The sequence below is a fragment of the Sphingomonas sp. genome, from assembly GCF_013812825.1.
GTDB lineage: Bacteria > Pseudomonadota > Alphaproteobacteria > Sphingomonadales > Sphingomonadaceae > Sphingomicrobium.
In genome coordinates this window covers 108,203-125,043 of sequence record NZ_JACCSU010000068.1, presented here as the reverse complement: position 1 = coordinate 125,043, position 16,841 = coordinate 108,203, and the positions used below count along the sequence as shown (strand labels likewise).

The window sequence follows — 16,841 nt, the reverse complement described above, 5'->3', positions numbered from 1 at the left end:
ATCCGAACCAGGGTTCGGGCAGGGACAACTCCCATGGATGGTAATAGCCTCAGGGAAGTCGAAGGCTCGTACCGGGCAGTTCCCGTCAGCCCTTATCTAGGCGGTCTGGGCCTCGCTCTCAAGAGCATCCGCGAGCGCCTCGAGGCGGCTCGCAAGCGCGTTGGCGCTTTGCGCCAGGCGCGGGTCGGGTCCGGCGTTCTCCGGTCCGCGCTGGTCGACCAGTTGATCGGCGAGCAGCAGCGACGCGAACAGCAATTGGCGAGCCTCCGACATGGTGCCGAGCCCGGCCAGCGCCTCGCGGCTCTTGGCATCGACCAGCGCGGCGGCGGCGCGCAAGCTGTCCTCCTCGCCCGCCCGACAGGCAACCCGGTAGGGGCGCCCGGCGATGGTCAGGTCGACTTCGGCCATCTCACCCTCCTGCCGAGCGAATCAGCTGGTCGAGCTCGGCGACGGCTTCGCGCACCTTCGAGCGCAGGTCCTGCTCGCTCCCCTTGGCCTCGTGGGTGCGGGCGGCAAGCGCTCGCTCGATCCGGCCGAACGCCCGGTCGGCGCGCTCCAAAGCATTCGAAAGGCCGGTGTCATCCGAGGCGTCGTCCATGACCTTTCCCGCTACGCAAGATGCGCGGTCCGGGCAAGCATTGACGCCCAACGGCTCACCGCCCAAAGGGTCGAACCCATCGGCCTGCCCAATCCGGTGCGCGGCTGATCCCGTCGCTGAGTGTTCGTTCAGGAGCCTGGATTGCAGCCGACCCAACGCCGACTTGCCAATGCCATTCGCGCCTTGGCGATGGACGCGGTCGAAACCGCCAACAGCGGCCATCCGGGAATGCCGATGGGCATGGCCGACGCCGCCACCGCGCTGTTCACCCGGCATCTGAAGTACGACCCCGCCGATCCGCACTGGCCCGACCGCGACCGCTTTGTCCTGTCGGCCGGCCACGGCTCGATGCTGATCTACGCGTTGCTCTATTTGACCGGCTATGCGCGGCCGACGCTCGACGACATCAAGCGCTTTCGCCAGCTCCACAGCCCGTGCGCGGGCCACCCCGAGAATTTTGAGCTGGCCGGGGTCGAGGCGACCACCGGGCCACTGGGCCAGGGCCTGGCAATGGCCGTCGGAATGGCGATCGCCGAGCGCCACTTGAACGCCATCTACGGCGACGAGCTGGTCGACCACCGGACCTTCGTCCTCGCCAGCGACGGCGATTTGATGGAGGGCGTCAACCACGAGGCGGTCGGGCTTGCCGGACATTTGAAGCTGGGGCGGCTGATCGTGCTGTGGGACGACAACCGGATCACCATCGACGGCTCGGTCGACCTGTCGCGCAACGAGGACGTGATGGCGCGCTACGCCGCGGGCGGCTGGCACACGGCCGAGTGCGACGGACTCGACGCCGGCAAGGTCGAGCGCGCCCTGGACGAGGCGATCGCCGACGAGCGGCCGAGCCTGATCCGCTGCCGGACGGTCATCGGCTACGGCGCCCCCAACAAGCAGGGCACCGCCGCGACCCACGGCGCCGCGCTCGGCAGGCAGGAGGTCGAAGCCGCGCGCAAGGAGCTCGGCCTCGAGCCGGAGGAGTTCACGGTCCCCGACGACGTGCTGGCGGCGTGGCGCGAGGCCGGCCGGCGCGGCGCGGTGCAGCGCGCCGAATGGCACCATCGGCTCGATGCCAGCAAAGCGAAGGACGAGTTCCTCGAGCGGCTGGCCGGCAAGGCCGACGACAAGTGGTTGAAGCCGTATCTCGAGGAGCTGATCGCGAAGCCGCCCACGATCGCTACTCGCAAGGCGTCGGAAATGGCTCTCGAGGCGATCAATGCGGAGATCCCCGCGACGATCGGCGGCTCGGCCGATCTGACCGGCTCGAACAACACCAAGACCAAGGCCCAGGAGGCGCTGACCGCCGACAATTATGCGGGGCGTTACATCTATTACGGGATTCGCGAGTTCGGCATGGCCGCGGCGATGAACGGCATGGCGCTGCATGGAGGGGTGATCCCCTACGGCGGCACCTTCCTGATCTTCTCCGACTATTGCCGCCCGGCGATCCGACTGTCGGCGCTGCAAAACGCCAGGGTCATCTATGTGATGACCCATGATTCCATCGGGCTCGGCGAGGACGGGCCCACCCACCAGCCGATCGAGCACCTGCAGAGCCTGCGGGCGATGCCGCAGCTCGAGCTGTTCCGTCCCGCCGACGCGGTCGAGACCGCCGAGTGCTGGGCGGCGGCGCTGGCCAGCGAGGGGCCGTCGGTGCTGGCCCTGACCCGGCAGAATCTGAGCCCCGTGCGCACCAAGGCGGCGAAAGAGAACCTGAGCGCTCGCGGCGCCTACCGGCTCAGGAAAGCGGCAGCGGCACGCAAGGCGATCCTGATTGCAACCGGCTCGGAGGTCGAGATCGCGCTCGACGTCGCCGAGCGGCTCGAAAGCCAGGGAATCGGCGCCGATGTGGTGTCGATGCCGTGCACCGAGCGCTTCGACGCCCAGGACCCCGACTACCGCGAGGATATTCTCCCCGACGTCTCCAATCGCGAGATCCTCCGAGTCTCGATCGAAGCCGGAGCGACCTTCGGCTGGGAGCGCTACACCGGGCTTCACGGGCTTCGCATCGGCATCGACCGCTTCGGTGCCTCGGCGCCGGCCGCCGACCTCTACCAACATTTCGGACTGACCCCAGACGCCATCGCGCCGCGGGTCGTCGAGCTTCTTCAAAAAAGGGACATGCTATGACCAGGGTTGCAATCAACGGCTTCGGGCGCATCGGCCGGCTAGTCGCTCGGGCGATCCTCGAGCGGCCGGATTGCGGGCTCGAGCTGGTCGCGATCAACGACCTTGCCGACGCCCAATCCAACGCCTGGCTGTTCTCGCGCGACAGCGTCCACGGGCGCTTTCCCGGCGATGTCGCCGCCGAGGGCAATGATCTCGTCGTCAACGGAACGCGCATCAAGGTCACCGCCGAGCGCGACCCGGCCAAGCTCCCGCATCGGGACAACGGGGTCGAACTGGCGCTCGAATGCACCGGCTTCTTCACCGATCGCGATGGCGGCCAGAAGCACCTCGACGCGGGCGCGAAGCGGGTGCTGATCTCGGCGCCGGCCAAGGGCGTCGACCTGACCGTGGTCTACGGGGTCAACCACGACAAGCTCGAGGCCGGGCACACGATCGTCTCCAACGCGTCGTGCACGACCAACTGCCTCGCCCCGGTCGCCAAGGTGATGAACGACACGCTGGGCATCGAGCGCGGGCTGATGACCACCATCCACAGCTACACCAACGACCAGAAGATCCTCGACCAGATCCATTCCGACATGCGCCGCGCGCGCGCCGCGGGCATGTCGATCATCCCGACCACCACCGGCGCCGCCCGAGCGGTCGGCGAGGTGCTCCCCGAGCTCAAGGGCAAGCTCGACGGCTCGGCGGTGCGGGTGCCGACGCCCAACGTCAGCCTGGTCGACCTGACCTTCGTTCCCGGCCGCGAGACCTCGAAGGAAGAGGTGAACGCCGCATTGAAGGCGGCTTCCGACAGCGGACCGCTGAAGGAGGTCCTCGATTACAGCGACGAGCCACTGGTTTCGATCGACCTCAACCACAATCCGGCGAGCTCGACCGTCGACAGCCTCGAGACCGCGGTCATCGAAGGCAGGCTCGTTCGAGTCGTCAGCTGGTACGACAATGAATGGGGCTTCTCGAACCGCATGGTCGACACGGCGGGCGCGATGGCCAAGCTTTAGCGCCTCGTGGAGTCGTTCAAGACCCTCGACGATCTGCCCGACGACCTCACCGGGAAGCGAGTGCTGGTGCGGGTCGACCTCAATGTGCCGATGGAGGGCGCGTCGGTGTCCGACGACACTCGTCTGCGGGCGATGCTTCCAACCGTGCTCGAGCTTGCCGACCGCGGCGCGATCGTGCTGCTGCTGTCGCATTTCGGGCGCCCAAAAGGGCACAACCGGCCGGACATGTCGACGGCTCAGCTGGTGCGGCCACTGACCCTGCTGAGCGGCCGTTCGGTGCGCTTCGTCGAGGATTGCCAGGGACCCGAGGCGCAGCGCGGCGTGATGACCATGCTGCCCGGAAACATCGGCATCCTCGAGAACACCCGCTTTCACGCCGGCGAGGAAACCAACGACCCCGCGCTCGCCAAGGCAATGGCGGCGCTCGGCGACTTCTACGTCAACGACGCGTTCTCGTCCGCGCACCGCGCCCACGCCTCGACCGAGGGGATCGCGCATCTGCTTCCCAGCTTCGCAGGCCGGGCGATGCAGGCCGAGCTAGAAGCGCTCGTAAAAGCGCTCGGCAGTCCCGAGCGGCCGGTCGCGGCACTGGTCGGCGGAGCCAAGGTGTCGACCAAGCTCGCGGCGCTCGGCCATCTGGTCGGCAAGGTCGGCCATCTGATCATTGGCGGCGGCATGGCCAATACCTTCCTCGCCGCACGCGGAGTCGAGGTCGGCAAGTCGCTGTGCGAGCACGAGCTGACCGGGGAGGCGAGCGCCATCTTCGCCGAGGCGGAAGCGGCCCGCTGCACCATCCATCTGCCCTACGACGTCGTGGTTGCCAAGGAATTCGCCGCCAACCCGCCTGGCGTGCGCACCGCCAACGTCCACGAAATCGCCGCCGACGAAATGATCCTCGACGTCGGGCCGACGGCGGTCGAGGCGTTCGGCGACGTCCTCAAGACCTGCCGAACCCTGGTGTGGAACGGCCCGCTGGGCGCATTCGAGACACCGCCGTTCGACGCGGCGACCGTCGCGCTCGCCCGGACCGCGGCTGCCTTGACCAAGGAAGGCAGCCTGGTTTCCGTCGCCGGCGGCGGCGACACGGTGGCGGCACTCAATCACGCCGGCGTCATCGGCGATTTCACGTTCGTCTCAACCGCCGGCGGAGCGTTTCTCGAATGGATGGAAGGGCGCACATTGCCGGGAGTGGCGGCGCTTCAGAAGCCATGATCAACATCCAGGCAATCGATCATGTCGTTCTGCGAGTGGCAGATCTGGAGACCGTCGCCCGCTTCTACATCGACGTGCTCGGCGCTCGCTGGGAGAAAAAGCAGGAGGCGATCGGGCTGTACCAGCTGCGCATCGGGTCGGCGCTGCTCGACCTGGTGCCGGTCGACGGCAAGCTCGGCCGGACGGGCGGCGCGGCGCCCGGTGCCGAGGGACGCAACGTCGACCACATCTGTTTTCGCGTGCTGCCATGGGACGGCGATGCGGTGCTCGCGCATCTAAAAGCGAACGGAATCGAGGGTGAGATCGTTAGTCGCTATGGAGCGGACGGCGACGGCCCGTCGGTCTACCTCGCCGATCCGGAAGGCAATAATCTCGAATTGAAGGGGCCGCCGTGGGCGCCGGTCCCGGATCGCTGAACCGACCAACAGAGGAAGTCCGATGCAACACAGCGAAATGCTGACCAAGATCCGCGATGCCGACGGCTTCATCGCGGCGCTCGACCAGAGCGGCGGCTCCACCCCCAAGGCTCTCACCGGCTACGGCTATTCCGGCAACGAATGGTCGGGCGAGGAGGGGATGTTCGACCTCATCCACAAAATGCGCGTGCGCATCATCACCTCTCCGGCGTTCACCGGCGACAAGGTCCTCGGCGCGATTCTGTTCGAGCGGACGATGGACGGTGAGGCCGACGGCAAACCGGTCCCCGACGTGCTTCGCGAGCGCGGCGTGGTGCCGTTCCTGAAGGTCGACAAGGGGCTCGAGGACGAAGCCGACGGAGTCAAGCTGATGAAGCCCATGCCCGGCCTCGGCGAGCTGCTCGAGCGCGCCCGGTCGAAGGGAATGTTCGGTACCAAGATGCGCTCGGTGATCGAGCTCGCCAACCCCGCCGGGATCGCCGCGATCGTCCGCCAGCAGTTCCATGTCGCCGCCCAGATCGCCGAGGCGGGGCTGATGCCGGTCATCGAGCCCGAAGTGTCGATCAAGAGCCCCGAGCGCGACAAGGCCGACCGATTCCTGCTCGAGCAACTGACCGCGGCGCTCGGCGCTTTGCCAGGCCAGCGGCAGGTGATGCTCAAGCTGTCGATTCCGGCCGAGCCCGGCCTGTACGAGCCGCTGCTTCGCCACCCGCGGGTGCTCCGCGTCGTGGCCCTGTCGGGCGGTTATTCGCGCGACGAGGCGTGCCGCGAGCTGGCGAAGAACGAGGGCATGGTCGCCAGCTTCTCGCGCGCCTTGCTCGAGGGGCTGCGGCACGACATGAGCGACGACGAGTTCGATCGCGTGCTTGGCAATTCGATCGACGAGATCTTCCGCGCCTCGACCGCGAGGGTCGCCGCCTAAGGTCGCTGAAAGCGGAAGGTGAACTGGTACGCGCGCGGCGCGATGGCTTCCGCCGCGCGCTTGCTCGGCCGGACGTCGACCAGGGTGAGAGTACCGCTCCTCACCGCGAGCGGCTCGCCCAGGGTCAGCTCCTGGGTGCCGTTGCCGCCGACTTCCGCGCGAATCCGAACTCGCCCTGCCCAGACGCAATTGGCATTGATCGGGCAACGGCTGTCCTCGACGACCGCCAGCGGCCGGACGGTGAGACCGTCGAGATTGGCGACTTCATTCAGTGCAGCCGTCGGGCCGTTGGCGAATTCCGTCTTCGGCACCGTTGCGCAGGATGCGAGCGCCAGCAGCGCGAGGAATAGCGTCCGATTCATTGGATCAGCCTAGTTCATTCGCTAGGAGCGCGCCATGACCGACGAGCCCGAAGACTTCGCGATCCTGCCGCCGCCCGAGCGCACCGAGCCGTGCAAGCTCTATCTGATCAGCGTCCAGGACGTCGGCGGCCGCTTTTCCGACCGGCTCAAGGCAGCGCTTGGGGCCGGTCAGGTCGCGGCGTTTCAGCTGCGCGTCAAGGACATGTCCGAGCACGATCTCGCGCTGCTGGCCGAGCCGCTGCAGCGCATCTGCGCCGACCACGGCACCGCGTTCATCGTCAACGACAGCATGCAGCTCGCCAAGCGGATCGGCGCCGACGGGGTCCACCTCGGCCAGTCGGACGGCGACGTTCGCGAGGCGCGTGCGTTGCTCGGCCCGGCGGCGCAGATCGGCCGCACCTGCCACGACAGCCGCCACCTGGCGATGGAGGCGGGCGAGGCGGGCGCCGACTATGTCGCGTTCGGAGCTTTCTACCCGACCACGACCAAGCCCTCGAACTACCGCCCGCACCCGTCGATCCTCAGCTGGTGGTCGGCCTTGTTCGAGATCCCGTGCGTCGCGATCGGCGGGATCACGCCCGACAACGCCCGTCCGCTGATCGACGCCGGAGCGGATTTCGTCGCCGTGTGCCAGGCGGTGTGGGGCGCCTCAGACCCGGGCGTGCCGGTCCGCCGCTTCGAGGAACTGTCCGCCGCCACGCTCGCCGATCAGCCGCTTTAGAGTCCGCGCGTCCTCGATCGCGTCGCCGCCGATATCGTTGTTGAAATAAGCCCAGGCCGAGCGGCCGGCGGCGCGCTGCTCGACCAGCCAATCCGTCCACTCGGCCATCGCCTCGACACTGTAGCGGCCGCGATATTTGCCGCCGGTGCCATGGAATCGGACATAGGCGGTTCGGCCGCTCGCCCAGCGCGGCGATTTCAGCCCGACAAGGTCGTGGGTGACGAAGCCGGCGCCGTGGGCATCGAGAAGCGCCAGGGCGTCTTCGTCGTACCAGCTCTTGTGGCGGAACTCGACGACATGCTCGAGGTCGCCGGGCAGCCGTTTCAGGAACGCCTCCAGCCGCCCCAGGTCTTTGTGCAGGCTTGGCGGCAGCTGGTAGAGGATCGGGCCCAAGGTCGGGCCGAGCCGGTGCGCAAGGTCGATGAACTCGGCCAGCGGAGCCTCGCAATCGACCAGCTTCTTCATGTGGGTGAGGAAGCGATTGGCCTTGACCGCGTAGCGGAATCCCGGCGGCGCCTTCTCGCGCCAGCCGTCGAAGGTGGATGGCAGCGGCAGCCGGTAGAAGCTGGCGTTGATCTCGACCGTGTCGAAGTCTCTCGCATAATGCTCGAACCAGCGCTTCTGCGACAGCTCGGCCGGGTAGAAGCCGCCTTTCCAGTGGCGGTAGACCCAGCCCGAGCAGCCGACATGAACTCGGCTCGAGGCGGCCGACATGGAAACTAGTCCGGGCTCCATCGTTCAGTTCATAACCACCCTTGCGTCAGGAGAGTTGCGTGTTTTCCAGGTCGTCCCGTCTCACCCTCGGTCTGCTCGGCACGGCTACCGCCGCCGTCGCCATGGCCCAGGCTTCCCAGCAACCCGCCCAGCAGCCGGCTTCGAACACCGCCGCCGGTCGCGGCGAGAAGGCGTGGGCCGCTCCGGGCACCCCGGGCTCACCGATCGAGGGCGAGTTCTTCCACGCGCAGGTGCTGATGTCGGCGCACGGCTTCTCGCCGGGAGTGATCGACGGCAAGGAGGGCGAATCGTTCAAGCTGGCGCTGCGCAGCTTCCAGCGCGCGCGCGGGCTCGAAGCCACCGGCAAGCTCGACAACGAGACGCGCCGGGCGCTGCTGCAGGCCAACCGGCCCTCGACGGTCATGGCCCGCCTCGGCCCGGACGACGTTGGCGGCCAATATGTCCACCCGTTCCCGGACGACCCCGAGAAGCAGGCGGAGCTGCAGTTCCTCGGCTATCGCAACATGCTCGAGAAGGTCGCGGAGCGCTATCACACGACTCCCGACACGATCGTCGCCCTGAATGGGCCGGACAAGCTGATCGGCAACGGTCAGGTGTTGCGCTTGCCCAACATCGTGCCGACTTCGCGCGATTATTCGGGTGTGCCGGGCAACGGAGCGAACGTCCTGGCGGCGCTCAACGTCGATGGCCAGCAGCAGCAGGGCGACTATGTCGTCGTCGACAAGAGCGAAGGCGTGCTCAAGGTCTACCGCGGGACACCGCCTGGTGAGTCGCCAAGCGAAGGCGAGTCAGGCGACGCCGCCCGAGCCGCCGGCCAGCTCGTCGCCGCGTTCCCGGTGACCATGGGTTCGAAGCAATACCCGCTGCCGATCGGCCGCTGGAAGGCGACCACCTACGCGTTCCTGCCGCCGTTCAAATACCAGCCCGAATTGCTCAACAATCCCAAAACGGACAAGGAACTCAGGCTTCCGCCTGGTCCGAACGGGCCCGTCGGAGTAGCTTGGCTCGACCTCACCAAGGAGCATTACGGCATTCACGGAACCGACGAGCCGCAGACCATCGGCCGGGCCGAATCGAGCGGCTGCATCCGGATGACCAACTGGGACGTGCTCCGGCTGGCCCGGATGATGAAGCCGGGCTTCACGGCGATTTTCCAGGCGTAGCTGAATGGGGCGCAAGTTCACGATCGCCTCGACCGCCGTCGTCACCGCGATCCTGGTCAGCGCATTCTGGATTTTCGCCTACAATATTGCGGTTGCTCCGGGCGCTTCGGACGGCAAGGTCACCGCGTCTGGCCAGAAGGTCACGATCGATCCCAACGCACAGCCGCCGGTGACCATTGCGGAAGGGGTCACCGTCGGGCCGGCCGGCCTCGCCCTCCCGGTCGCCGGGATCAAGTCCGCCCAGCTCAGCGACACCTACACCCAGGCCCGCGCCGGCGGCGCCCGGCTACACGATGCGATCGACATCATGGCGCCGGAAGGAACGCCGGTGGTCGCCTCGGCTAGTGGCACGGTCGAGAAACTCTTCTTCTCGCAGGGCGGCGGCGGGATCACCGCCTACATCCGCTCCCCCGACCGGCGCTGGATCTATTATTACGCGCATTTGCAGGGTTACGCGCCCGGTCTCGCCGAGGGGCAGCAAGTCCGGCGCGGACAGCTGATCGGCGGCGTCGGCCACACCGGCAACGCCAACCCGGGCGGTCCCCACCTGCATTTTGCAATTCACCGGATGCAGCCGGGTGAGAAATGGTACCAGGGCAGCGCCATCAACCCGTTCCCGCTGCTTGCCGGTAAGAAGGCGAGCGGCTAGCAGCCCGAACGGTTCTTTCAAAGGTTCGCACATGAAGATCAGCGGCGTGGACATCCGTCCCGGCAACATCATCGAATATGAAGGCGGCATCTGGCGCGCGGTGAAGATCCAGCACACCCAGCCGGGCAAGGGCGGCGCCTACATGCAGGTCGAGCTCAAGAACCTCATCGACGGCCGCAAGAACAACGTCCGCTTCCGCTCGGCCGAAACGGTCGAGCGAGTGCGTCTCGACACCAAGGACTTCCAGTTCCTCTACCACGACGGCGACATGCTCGTGTTCATGGACAAGGAGAATTATGAGCAGGTGTCGCTGCCCGAGGACCTGATCGGCGAGCCCGCGGCGTTCCTCCAGGACGGCATGGACGTGGTCATGGAGCTTTACAACGAGCGGCCGATCTCGGTTCAGCTTCCCGACCAGATCGAGGCGACGATCGTCGAGGCCGATGCGGTGGTGAAAGGCCAGACCGCCTCGTCGAGCTACAAGCCGGCGATGCTCGACAATGGCGTTCGGGTGATGGTGCCACCGCACATCTCGGCGGGCACCAGGATCGTCGTCGACGTCTACGAGAAAACCTACGTCCGCCGCGCCGACTGACCGATGGTCTCCCATTCCGGCCTCGTCACCGTCATGCAGCGAGCGGCCCGCAAGGCGGCGCCTCGACTGCGCCGCGACTTCGGCGAGGTCGAGCAGCTGCAGGTCAGCCGCAAGGGGCCCGCGGACTTCGTCTCGATGGCCGACAAGCGGGCCGAGCAGACCATCGTCGAGGAGCTGCGTTCTGCACGCCCCGACTGGGGCATGCTGCTCGAGGAGGGGGGCGAGATCGAGGGCAATCCGGACAAGCCGCGCTGGATTGTGGATCCGCTCGATGGCACCACCAACTTCCTCCATGGAGTGCCGCATTTCGCGATCAGCATCGCGGTCGAGGAGCGGCGGCCGGGAGCGCGCCCCGAAATCACCCAGGGCCTCGTCTACCAGCCGCTTACGGACGAGAGTTTCTGGGCCGAGAAGGGCCGCGGCGCCTGGCTCAACGATCGCCGGCTTCGGGTCTCCGCCCGCCGCGACCTCAGCGAGACCCTGATCGGCACCGGAATCCCGCATTGCGGACGCGGCGAGGTCGGGGCGTGGGGCCGGATCTACTCGGCGATCGCACCGCACGTGTCGGGGGTTCGTCGCTTCGGCTCCGCCGCGCTCGATCTCGCCTGGGTGGCGGCGGCGCGGATGGACGGCTTCTGGGAGGACGATCTCGATATCTGGGACACCGCCGCCGGGGTCCTGCTGATCCGCGAGGCGGGCGGGTTCGTCACCGATTACCGCGGATCCGACCAGATGTTCGAGCGACGCCAGTATCTCGCCGGCAATAGCGACATCCACTCGCGGCTCCACAAATTGCTGTCCGGAGCGCTTCGGGCGATCTGATTTCCCTCTGATTTGCGCTTCCGCCAGTGTTGCCCGTGTCCGCGCCGTGTCCTAAAGCGCCACGAGCCTCGCGTAGTGGAGTTCCCCTTGGCCAGCGTCGCCGCCGGATATCTGCCGATCCTGCTGTTCCTCGGCGTCGCTTTGGCGTTGTCGATCGGGTTCGTCGTGCTGCCGATGCTGGTCTCGCGGGTGACCGGCGCGCACCAGCCCAACCCCGAGAAATTGAGCGAATATGAGTGCGGCTTCCCGGCCTTCGAGGACAGCCGGATGCGGTTCGACGTCCGCTTCTACCTGGTCGCGATCCTGTTCATCATCTTCGACCTCGAGGCGGCCTTCCTGTTTCCGTGGGCGGTGTCGCTGGCCGGCACCGGAATGGCGAGCTGGATCGCGATGATGATCTTCCTTGGCGAGCTCGCGCTCGGTCTCGCCTACGCGTGGAAGAAAGGGGCGCTCGAATGGGAGTGACCCTCGATCCGCGGCACGACCCGATGCCGACCGAGGAGGAGCTCGCGCGCCTCGCCGGGCTGGTTCCGGGCGAAGTCGACCGCGAGCAGCTCGAAATTCTCCGCCGCAACCTCAACGAAAAGGGGTTCATGGTCACCACGACCGAGGATTTGTTCACCTGGGCGCGCACCGGCTCCTTGTGGTGGATGACCTTCGGCCTGGCCTGCTGCGCGGTCGAGATGATCCACGTCAACATGCCGCGCTACGACCTCGAGCGGTTCGGGGTCGCGCCCCGGGCGAGCCCCCGCCAGTCGGACGTGATGATCGTCGCCGGCACTCTGTGCAACAAGATGGCCCCGGCGCTGCGCCGGGTCTACGACCAGATGTCCGAGCCGCGCTACGTGATCTCGATGGGCAGCTGCGCCAACGGCGGCGGCTACTACCATTACAGCTACTCGGTGGTGCGCGGCTGCGACCGCATCGTCCCGGTCGACATCTACGTGCCCGGCTGCCCCCCGACCGCGGAGGCGTTGCTCTACGGAATCCTCCAGCTGCAGCGGAAGATCCGCCGCGAAGGGACCATCGAACGGTGAGCGGCTCGCGGTAACATGTTGGCGGCCCACGTCCCCCAGAGCGCGTCCGACGAGGGCGTGATCGAAGCGGCCAAGGCGGCGCTCGGCGACGCTCTGGTCGACGCGCGCCACGAGGTCGGCGAGATCACCTTGGTCGTTCGGCGGGAGGCAATCGCGACCGTGCTTCAGTCGCTGCGCGACACGCCGGGTCTCGAGTACCAGCAACTGATGGACATTGCGGGCGTCGATTATCCGGATCGTCCCGAGCGGTTCGAGGTCGTCTACCACCTTCTGTCGCTGACCCGGAACCGCCGAATCCGAGTGAAGCTCTCGACGGACGAAGCGACTGCGGTCCCGAGCGTCACCTCGCTGTGGCCGGTCGCCGGCTGGTTCGAGCGGGAGGTCTTCGACATGTACGGGGTCGCGTTCGCCGGCAATTCCGACCTGCGGCGGATCCTGACCGACTACGGCTTCGAAGGTCATCCGCAGCGCAAGGACTTCCCGCTGACCGGCTATGTCGAGATGCGTTACTCCGAAGCCGAGAAGCGCGTCGTTTACGAACCGGTTTCCCTTCCCCAGGATTTCCGCACGTTCGACTTCCTGATGCCGTGGGAAGGCGCCGAGTACCAGCTTCCCGGCGACGAGAAAGCCAAGCCGCAGGAGCCGGGAGCGCCGTCCCCCGCGCCGCCCCCGTCCGGCCACTCGAAGGTCAACCCCAAGACTCCCGCCGAGACTCCCAAGACCACCGAGACGCCGGCGCAGACCGGCGGCGGCGCGCCCGCCGACGCGCAGGCGAAGAGGGAGGCGCGCAAGTCGAACCAGGCCAAGGCGAAGCATCAGGTCAGCAAGGCCGATGTGTCGTCTCCGAAGCCGAAAACGCCGGGCCGCCGCCGGCCGGGCGGAGGCCCCGGATGACCGCAACCCGCACTCTCGACGTCAGCGTTGGGGTCCCCGAAGCCGGCGACGTGACCGCCGGCGATGAGACGCTCAACAACTACACCATCAATTTCGGCCCCCAGCACCCGGCCGCGCATGGCGTGCTTCGGCTGATCCTCGAGCTCGACGGCGAGATCGTCGAGCGCGTCGATCCGCACATCGGGCTGCTTCACCGCGGGACCGAGAAGCTGATCGAGTACAAGACTTACGCCCAGGCGCTGCCCTATTTCGACCGGCTCGATTACTCCTCGCCGATGTGCATGGAGCATGGGTTCGTGCTCGCCATCGAGAAGCTGATGGGGCTCGAGGTGCCGCTCCGCGCCCAATACATCCGCACGCTGATGGCGGAGCTGACCCGAATCAAGAACCACATGCTCAACCTTGGCACCCACATCATGGATGTCGGCGCGATGACTCCGAACCTGTGGCTGTTCGAGATCCGCGAGGATCTGATGCAGCTCTACGAGGCGGTGTCGGGCGCCCGGATGCACGCCAATTACTTCCGCGCCGGCGGAGTCCACGGCGACATCCCGCCGAAGGTGTTCGACCAGATCGGCGAGTTCCTCGACAAACGCACGCGCCTGTTCGAGGACGCGATCAGCCTGGTTGCCGACAACCGCATCTTCAAGCAGCGCAACGTCGACATCGGCAAGGTGAGCAAGGAGGACGCGATCGCCTGGGGCTTCTCCGGGCCGATGATCCGGGCGTCGGGCGTTCCCTGGGACATCCGCAAGTCGCAGCCGTACGAAGTCTACGACCGGATGGAGTTCGACGTGCCCGTCGGCACCAACGGCGACTGCTACGACCGCTTCATGGTCCGCGTCGAGGAAGTGCGCCAATCGTGGCGGATCGCGCGCCAATGCCTGAACGAGATGCCGGAAGGGCCGATCGGCAGCCTCGACCGCAAGGTGTTCCCGCCGATGCGCGCCGAGATGAAGACGTCGATGGAGGCGCTGATCCACCACTTCAAGCTCTACACCGAAGGCTATCACGTGCCCGCCGGCGAGGTTTACGTGGCCACCGAGAGCCCGAAGGGCGAGTTTGGGGTCTATCTGGTCGCCGACGGCACCAACCGGCCCTACCGCTGCAAGATCCGCCCGACCGGCTTCTCGCACCTGCAGGCGATGGACTTCATGATGAAGGGCCACATGCTCGCCGACGTCACCGCGGTGCTGAGCGCGATCGATGTCGTGTTCGGGGAGGTCGACCGGTAATGGCCGGGCAAGCCTCCATCCTCGACGACGCCGACCAGCGCGCGCGCTGGTCCGGCTTTGCGTGGACCGACGCCAACCGCAAGGCGGTGGCGGAAATCGTCGCGCGCTATCCCGAAGGCCGGCAGCAGTCGGCGGTGATCCCGCTGCTCGATCTCGCCCAGCGGCAGGTCGGTGCCGAAACCAATACCCAGGGCTGGATGCCGCTCCCGGTGATGGAGTTCGTCGCCGCCGAGCTCGGCATGCCGATCATCCGCGTGCTCGAGGTCGCGACCTTCTACACCATGTTCAACCTTGTCCCGGTCGGCCGCTTCCACGTCCAGGTGTGCGGGACGACCCCGTGCATGTTGCGCGGGTCCGACGATTTGCTCGACGCCTGCTACCAGCGTGGGCTCCGGAGGGGCGCGACCACCGACGACGAGCTGTTCACGCTCTCGGAGGTCGAATGCCTCGGCGCCTGCGCCAATGCGCCGATGGTCCAGATCAACGACGACAATTACGAGGACCTGACCGGGGAAAGCATGACCGCGATCCTCGACGCACTCGCCCGCGGCGAAACGCCCCGGCCGGGCCCGCAGATCGAGCGCCAGACCAGCTGCCCGGTCGGCGGTCCGACCAGCCTCAAGAAAATGGCCGAGCGCAACTACGACTATCGGGGGCAGTGGGCATGAAGAACATCGCCAAGATCGTCGTCGCGATCCTGTTGATCATCGTCGCCTGGAAGATCGTCAAAGGCGTGGTCGGCCTGCTGCTGGCGGTCGCCGCCGCCGGCTTGCTGGTCTGGGGCGGAATGAAGCTGCTCGAGAGCCCGAAAAGCTGATGGAGATCCTCGCCATCATCCTCACCGTCGTGGGTGCCTTCCTGGTGTTCAAGTTCATCAGCGGAATGATCAAATTCGTCGTGCTCGGGCTGCTCCTGCTGGCCGTCTTCTACTTCATGACCGGGGGCATCGGCGCGTGACCAGCACCGGGCCTCTTGCGGACAAGGACCGCATCTTCACCAACGTCTACGGCTTCCAGTCGCCCGACCTGAAAGCCGCGAAGCAGCGCGGCGATTGGGACGACACCGCCAAATTGATGCAGCTGGGCCAGGACCCGATCATCGACATCATCAAGGAGAGCGGCCTTCGCGGCCGTGGCGGCGCCGGCTTCCCGACCGGCATGAAATGGGGCTTCATGCCCAAGGAGCCCAAGCCCGGGAAACCCAATTTCCTGGTCGTCAATGCCGACGAATCCGAGCCGGGATCGTGCAAAGACCGCGAGATCATCCGCCACGACCCGCACAAATTGATCGAGGGCTCGTTGATCGCCGGCTTCGCGATGCGCGCCCGGGCCGGGTACATCTACATCCGCGGCGAGTTCGTCCGCGAGACCGAGGCGCTCAGGAAAGCCGTCGCCGACGCTTATTCGGCCGGCCTGCTCGGCAAGAACGTCGCCGGGTCGGGCTACGACTTCGACCTGTTCGTTCACCGCGGCGCCGGCGCCTATATCTGCGGCGAAGAAACCGCGATGCTCGAAAGCCTCGAGGGCAAGAAGGGCTTTCCGCGTTTGAAGCCGCCGTTCCCCGCGGGCGCGGGCCTCTACGGCTGCCCGACCACGGTCAACAACGTCGAATCGATCGCCGTCGTGCCGACCATCCTTCGCCGCGGCGCCGAGTGGTTCAAGAGCTTCGGCCGCGAGAACAACAGCGGCACCAAGCTGTTCCAGCTGTCGGGCCACATCAACACGCCGTGCGTGGTCGAAGAATCGATGTCGATCAGCTTCCGCGAACTGATCGAGCTGCACGGCGGCGGAGTCCGCGGCGGCTGGGACAATCTGCTCGCGGTGATCCCCGGCGGCTCTTCGGTGCCGCTGGTCCCGGCGCACGAGATCATCGACGCGCCGATGGATTTCGACGGGCTCAAGGATCTCGGCAGCGGCCTTGGCACCGCGGCGGTGACGGTCATGGACAAATCGACCGACATCGTCCGTGCGATCGCCCGCATCTCCTACTTCTACAAGCACGAGAGCTGCGGCCAGTGCACTCCGTGCCGCGAGGGCACCGGCTGGATGTGGCGGACCATGGAGCGCCTGCGCGAGGGCGACGCGACCGTCGAGACGATCGACAAATTGCTCGACGTCACCAAGCAGGTCGAGGGCCACACGATCTGCGCTCTGGGCGACGCCGCGGCCTGGCCGATCCAGGGCCTGATCCGCCACTTCCGGCCCGAGCTCGAGCGCCGAATCGCCGAGCGCGCCGGGCGCACCATGCTGGAGGCCGCCGAATGACTTCCCATTCCGGCCTCGCGACGTTTGCGCTCGTCGCCTTCATCCTCGCGGCCGTCGCCGCCTATCGGCTCGCCCAGCTCCTTCG

At 66.8% G+C, this 16,841-nt stretch carries 22 protein-coding genes; 18 read left to right on the top strand and 4 right to left on the bottom strand.

Annotated features, from left to right (window positions below; genetic code table 11):
- Nucleotides 1-96 precede the first annotated feature (96 nt).
- Both H0T81_RS09640 and H0T81_RS09635 read right to left on the bottom strand, forming a co-directional pair.
- Complete coding sequence (locus tag H0T81_RS09640; RefSeq protein ID WP_294012339.1) at nt 97-408, bottom strand: cell division protein ZapA; 312 nt, start codon at nt 406-408, stop codon at nt 97-99.
- A 1-nt stretch (nt 409) separates the two neighbouring features.
- Nucleotides 410-598 carry a hypothetical protein gene (locus H0T81_RS09635; RefSeq protein WP_294012337.1) on the bottom strand — a complete coding sequence of 63 codons (189 nt, stop codon included), beginning with the start codon at nt 596-598 and terminating at the stop codon, nt 410-412.
- A gap of 141 nt (nt 599-739) precedes the next feature.
- Here H0T81_RS09635 and tkt point away from each other — a divergent pair, with 141 nt between their 5' ends.
- Genes tkt through H0T81_RS09610 form a run of 5 tightly spaced genes read left to right on the top strand, consistent with a single transcriptional unit; the run spans nt 740 to nt 6,279 of the window.
- Nucleotides 740-2,728, top strand: a complete 1,989-nt coding sequence (gene tkt / locus H0T81_RS09630; RefSeq protein ID WP_294012334.1) for a transketolase — start codon at nt 740-742, stop codon at nt 2,726-2,728.
- Nucleotides 2,725-3,729, top strand: a complete 1,005-nt coding sequence (gene gap, locus H0T81_RS09625) for a type I glyceraldehyde-3-phosphate dehydrogenase (RefSeq protein ID WP_294012332.1) — start codon at nt 2,725-2,727, stop codon at nt 3,727-3,729. Before tkt ends, gap begins: the two co-directional genes overlap by 4 nt.
- A gap of 6 nt (nt 3,730-3,735) precedes the next feature.
- Nucleotides 3,736-4,941, top strand: coding sequence for a phosphoglycerate kinase (locus H0T81_RS09620; RefSeq protein ID WP_294012329.1), 1,206 nt, complete (start codon nt 3,736-3,738; stop codon nt 4,939-4,941).
- Nucleotides 4,938-5,357 carry a VOC family protein gene (locus H0T81_RS09615; RefSeq protein WP_294012326.1) on the top strand — a complete coding sequence of 140 codons (420 nt, stop codon included), beginning with the start codon at nt 4,938-4,940 and terminating at the stop codon, nt 5,355-5,357. Before H0T81_RS09620 ends, H0T81_RS09615 begins: the two co-directional genes overlap by 4 nt.
- Nucleotides 5,358-5,379: 22 nt before the next feature.
- Nucleotides 5,380-6,279 carry a fructose bisphosphate aldolase gene (locus tag H0T81_RS09610; protein WP_294012323.1) on the top strand — a complete coding sequence of 300 codons (900 nt, stop codon included), beginning with the start codon at nt 5,380-5,382 and terminating at the stop codon, nt 6,277-6,279.
- On the opposite strand, the gene H0T81_RS09605 is transcribed toward H0T81_RS09610, so the two are convergent.
- Entirely contained in the window at nt 6,276-6,641 is a 366-nt protein-coding gene (locus H0T81_RS09605; RefSeq protein ID WP_294012320.1) for a hypothetical protein, read from the bottom strand. The genes H0T81_RS09610 and H0T81_RS09605 overlap by 4 nt on opposite strands.
- 34 nt (nt 6,642-6,675) lie before the next feature.
- On the opposite strand from H0T81_RS09605, the gene thiE reads away from it, so the two are divergent.
- Complete coding sequence (gene thiE / locus H0T81_RS09600) at nt 6,676-7,362, top strand: thiamine phosphate synthase (RefSeq protein WP_294012317.1); 687 nt, start codon at nt 6,676-6,678, stop codon at nt 7,360-7,362.
- Here the strand turns inward: thiE and H0T81_RS09595 are convergent.
- Nucleotides 7,291-8,076, bottom strand: coding sequence for a DUF72 domain-containing protein (locus H0T81_RS09595; protein ID WP_294012314.1), 786 nt, complete (start codon nt 8,074-8,076; stop codon nt 7,291-7,293). The genes thiE and H0T81_RS09595 overlap by 72 nt on opposite strands.
- A 122-nt stretch (nt 8,077-8,198) precedes the next feature.
- On the opposite strand from H0T81_RS09595, the gene H0T81_RS09590 reads away from it, so the two are divergent.
- The 12 genes from H0T81_RS09590 to nuoF all read left to right on the top strand — a co-directional run bounded on the left by H0T81_RS09590 (nt 8,199) and on the right by nuoF (nt 16,756).
- Nucleotides 8,199-9,260, top strand: coding sequence for a L,D-transpeptidase family protein (locus tag H0T81_RS09590; RefSeq protein ID WP_294012311.1), 1,062 nt, complete (start codon nt 8,199-8,201; stop codon nt 9,258-9,260).
- Between the two features lie 4 nt (nt 9,261-9,264).
- Complete coding sequence (locus H0T81_RS09585) at nt 9,265-9,909, top strand: M23 family metallopeptidase (protein WP_294012308.1); 645 nt, start codon at nt 9,265-9,267, stop codon at nt 9,907-9,909.
- 31 nt (nt 9,910-9,940) lie between these two features.
- Complete coding sequence (gene efp / locus H0T81_RS09580; RefSeq protein ID WP_294012305.1) at nt 9,941-10,504, top strand: elongation factor P; 564 nt, start codon at nt 9,941-9,943, stop codon at nt 10,502-10,504.
- Between the two features lie 3 nt (nt 10,505-10,507).
- A complete protein-coding gene (locus H0T81_RS09575) occupies nt 10,508-11,326 on the top strand; it encodes an inositol monophosphatase family protein (protein ID WP_294012303.1) in 819 nt (272 codons plus the stop codon).
- Nucleotides 11,327-11,413: 87 nt separating this feature from the next.
- Nucleotides 11,414-11,791, top strand: a complete 378-nt coding sequence (locus tag H0T81_RS09570; protein WP_294012301.1) for an NADH-quinone oxidoreductase subunit A — start codon at nt 11,414-11,416, stop codon at nt 11,789-11,791.
- A gap of 23 nt (nt 11,792-11,814) precedes the next feature.
- Nucleotides 11,815-12,363, top strand: a complete 549-nt coding sequence (locus tag H0T81_RS09565) for an NADH-quinone oxidoreductase subunit B (RefSeq protein WP_294012411.1) — start codon at nt 11,815-11,817, stop codon at nt 12,361-12,363.
- Nucleotides 12,364-12,378: 15 nt separating this feature from the next.
- On the top strand, nt 12,379-13,257 hold the full coding sequence (locus tag H0T81_RS09560; protein ID WP_294012299.1) for an NADH-quinone oxidoreductase subunit C: 879 nt from the start codon (nt 12,379-12,381) through the stop codon (nt 13,255-13,257).
- Nucleotides 13,254-14,492 carry an NADH-quinone oxidoreductase subunit D gene (locus H0T81_RS09555; RefSeq protein ID WP_294012297.1) on the top strand — a complete coding sequence of 413 codons (1,239 nt, stop codon included), beginning with the start codon at nt 13,254-13,256 and terminating at the stop codon, nt 14,490-14,492. Before H0T81_RS09560 ends, H0T81_RS09555 begins: the two co-directional genes overlap by 4 nt.
- Complete coding sequence (gene nuoE / locus H0T81_RS09550) at nt 14,492-15,160, top strand: NADH-quinone oxidoreductase subunit NuoE (protein ID WP_294012295.1); 669 nt, start codon at nt 14,492-14,494, stop codon at nt 15,158-15,160. The genes H0T81_RS09555 and nuoE overlap by 1 nt, the downstream gene beginning before the upstream one ends.
- Nucleotides 15,157-15,309 carry a hypothetical protein gene (locus H0T81_RS09545; protein WP_294012292.1) on the top strand — a complete coding sequence of 51 codons (153 nt, stop codon included), beginning with the start codon at nt 15,157-15,159 and terminating at the stop codon, nt 15,307-15,309. The genes nuoE and H0T81_RS09545 overlap by 4 nt, the downstream gene beginning before the upstream one ends.
- Nucleotides 15,309-15,449 (top strand): hypothetical protein, encoded by a 141-nt coding sequence (locus H0T81_RS09540; RefSeq protein WP_294012289.1) that lies wholly within the window; start codon nt 15,309-15,311, stop codon nt 15,447-15,449. The genes H0T81_RS09545 and H0T81_RS09540 overlap by 1 nt, the downstream gene beginning before the upstream one ends.
- Nucleotides 15,446-16,756 carry an NADH-quinone oxidoreductase subunit NuoF gene (nuoF, locus tag H0T81_RS09535; protein ID WP_294012286.1) on the top strand — a complete coding sequence of 437 codons (1,311 nt, stop codon included), beginning with the start codon at nt 15,446-15,448 and terminating at the stop codon, nt 16,754-16,756. Before H0T81_RS09540 ends, nuoF begins: the two co-directional genes overlap by 4 nt.
- Nucleotides 16,757-16,841 lie beyond the last annotated feature (85 nt).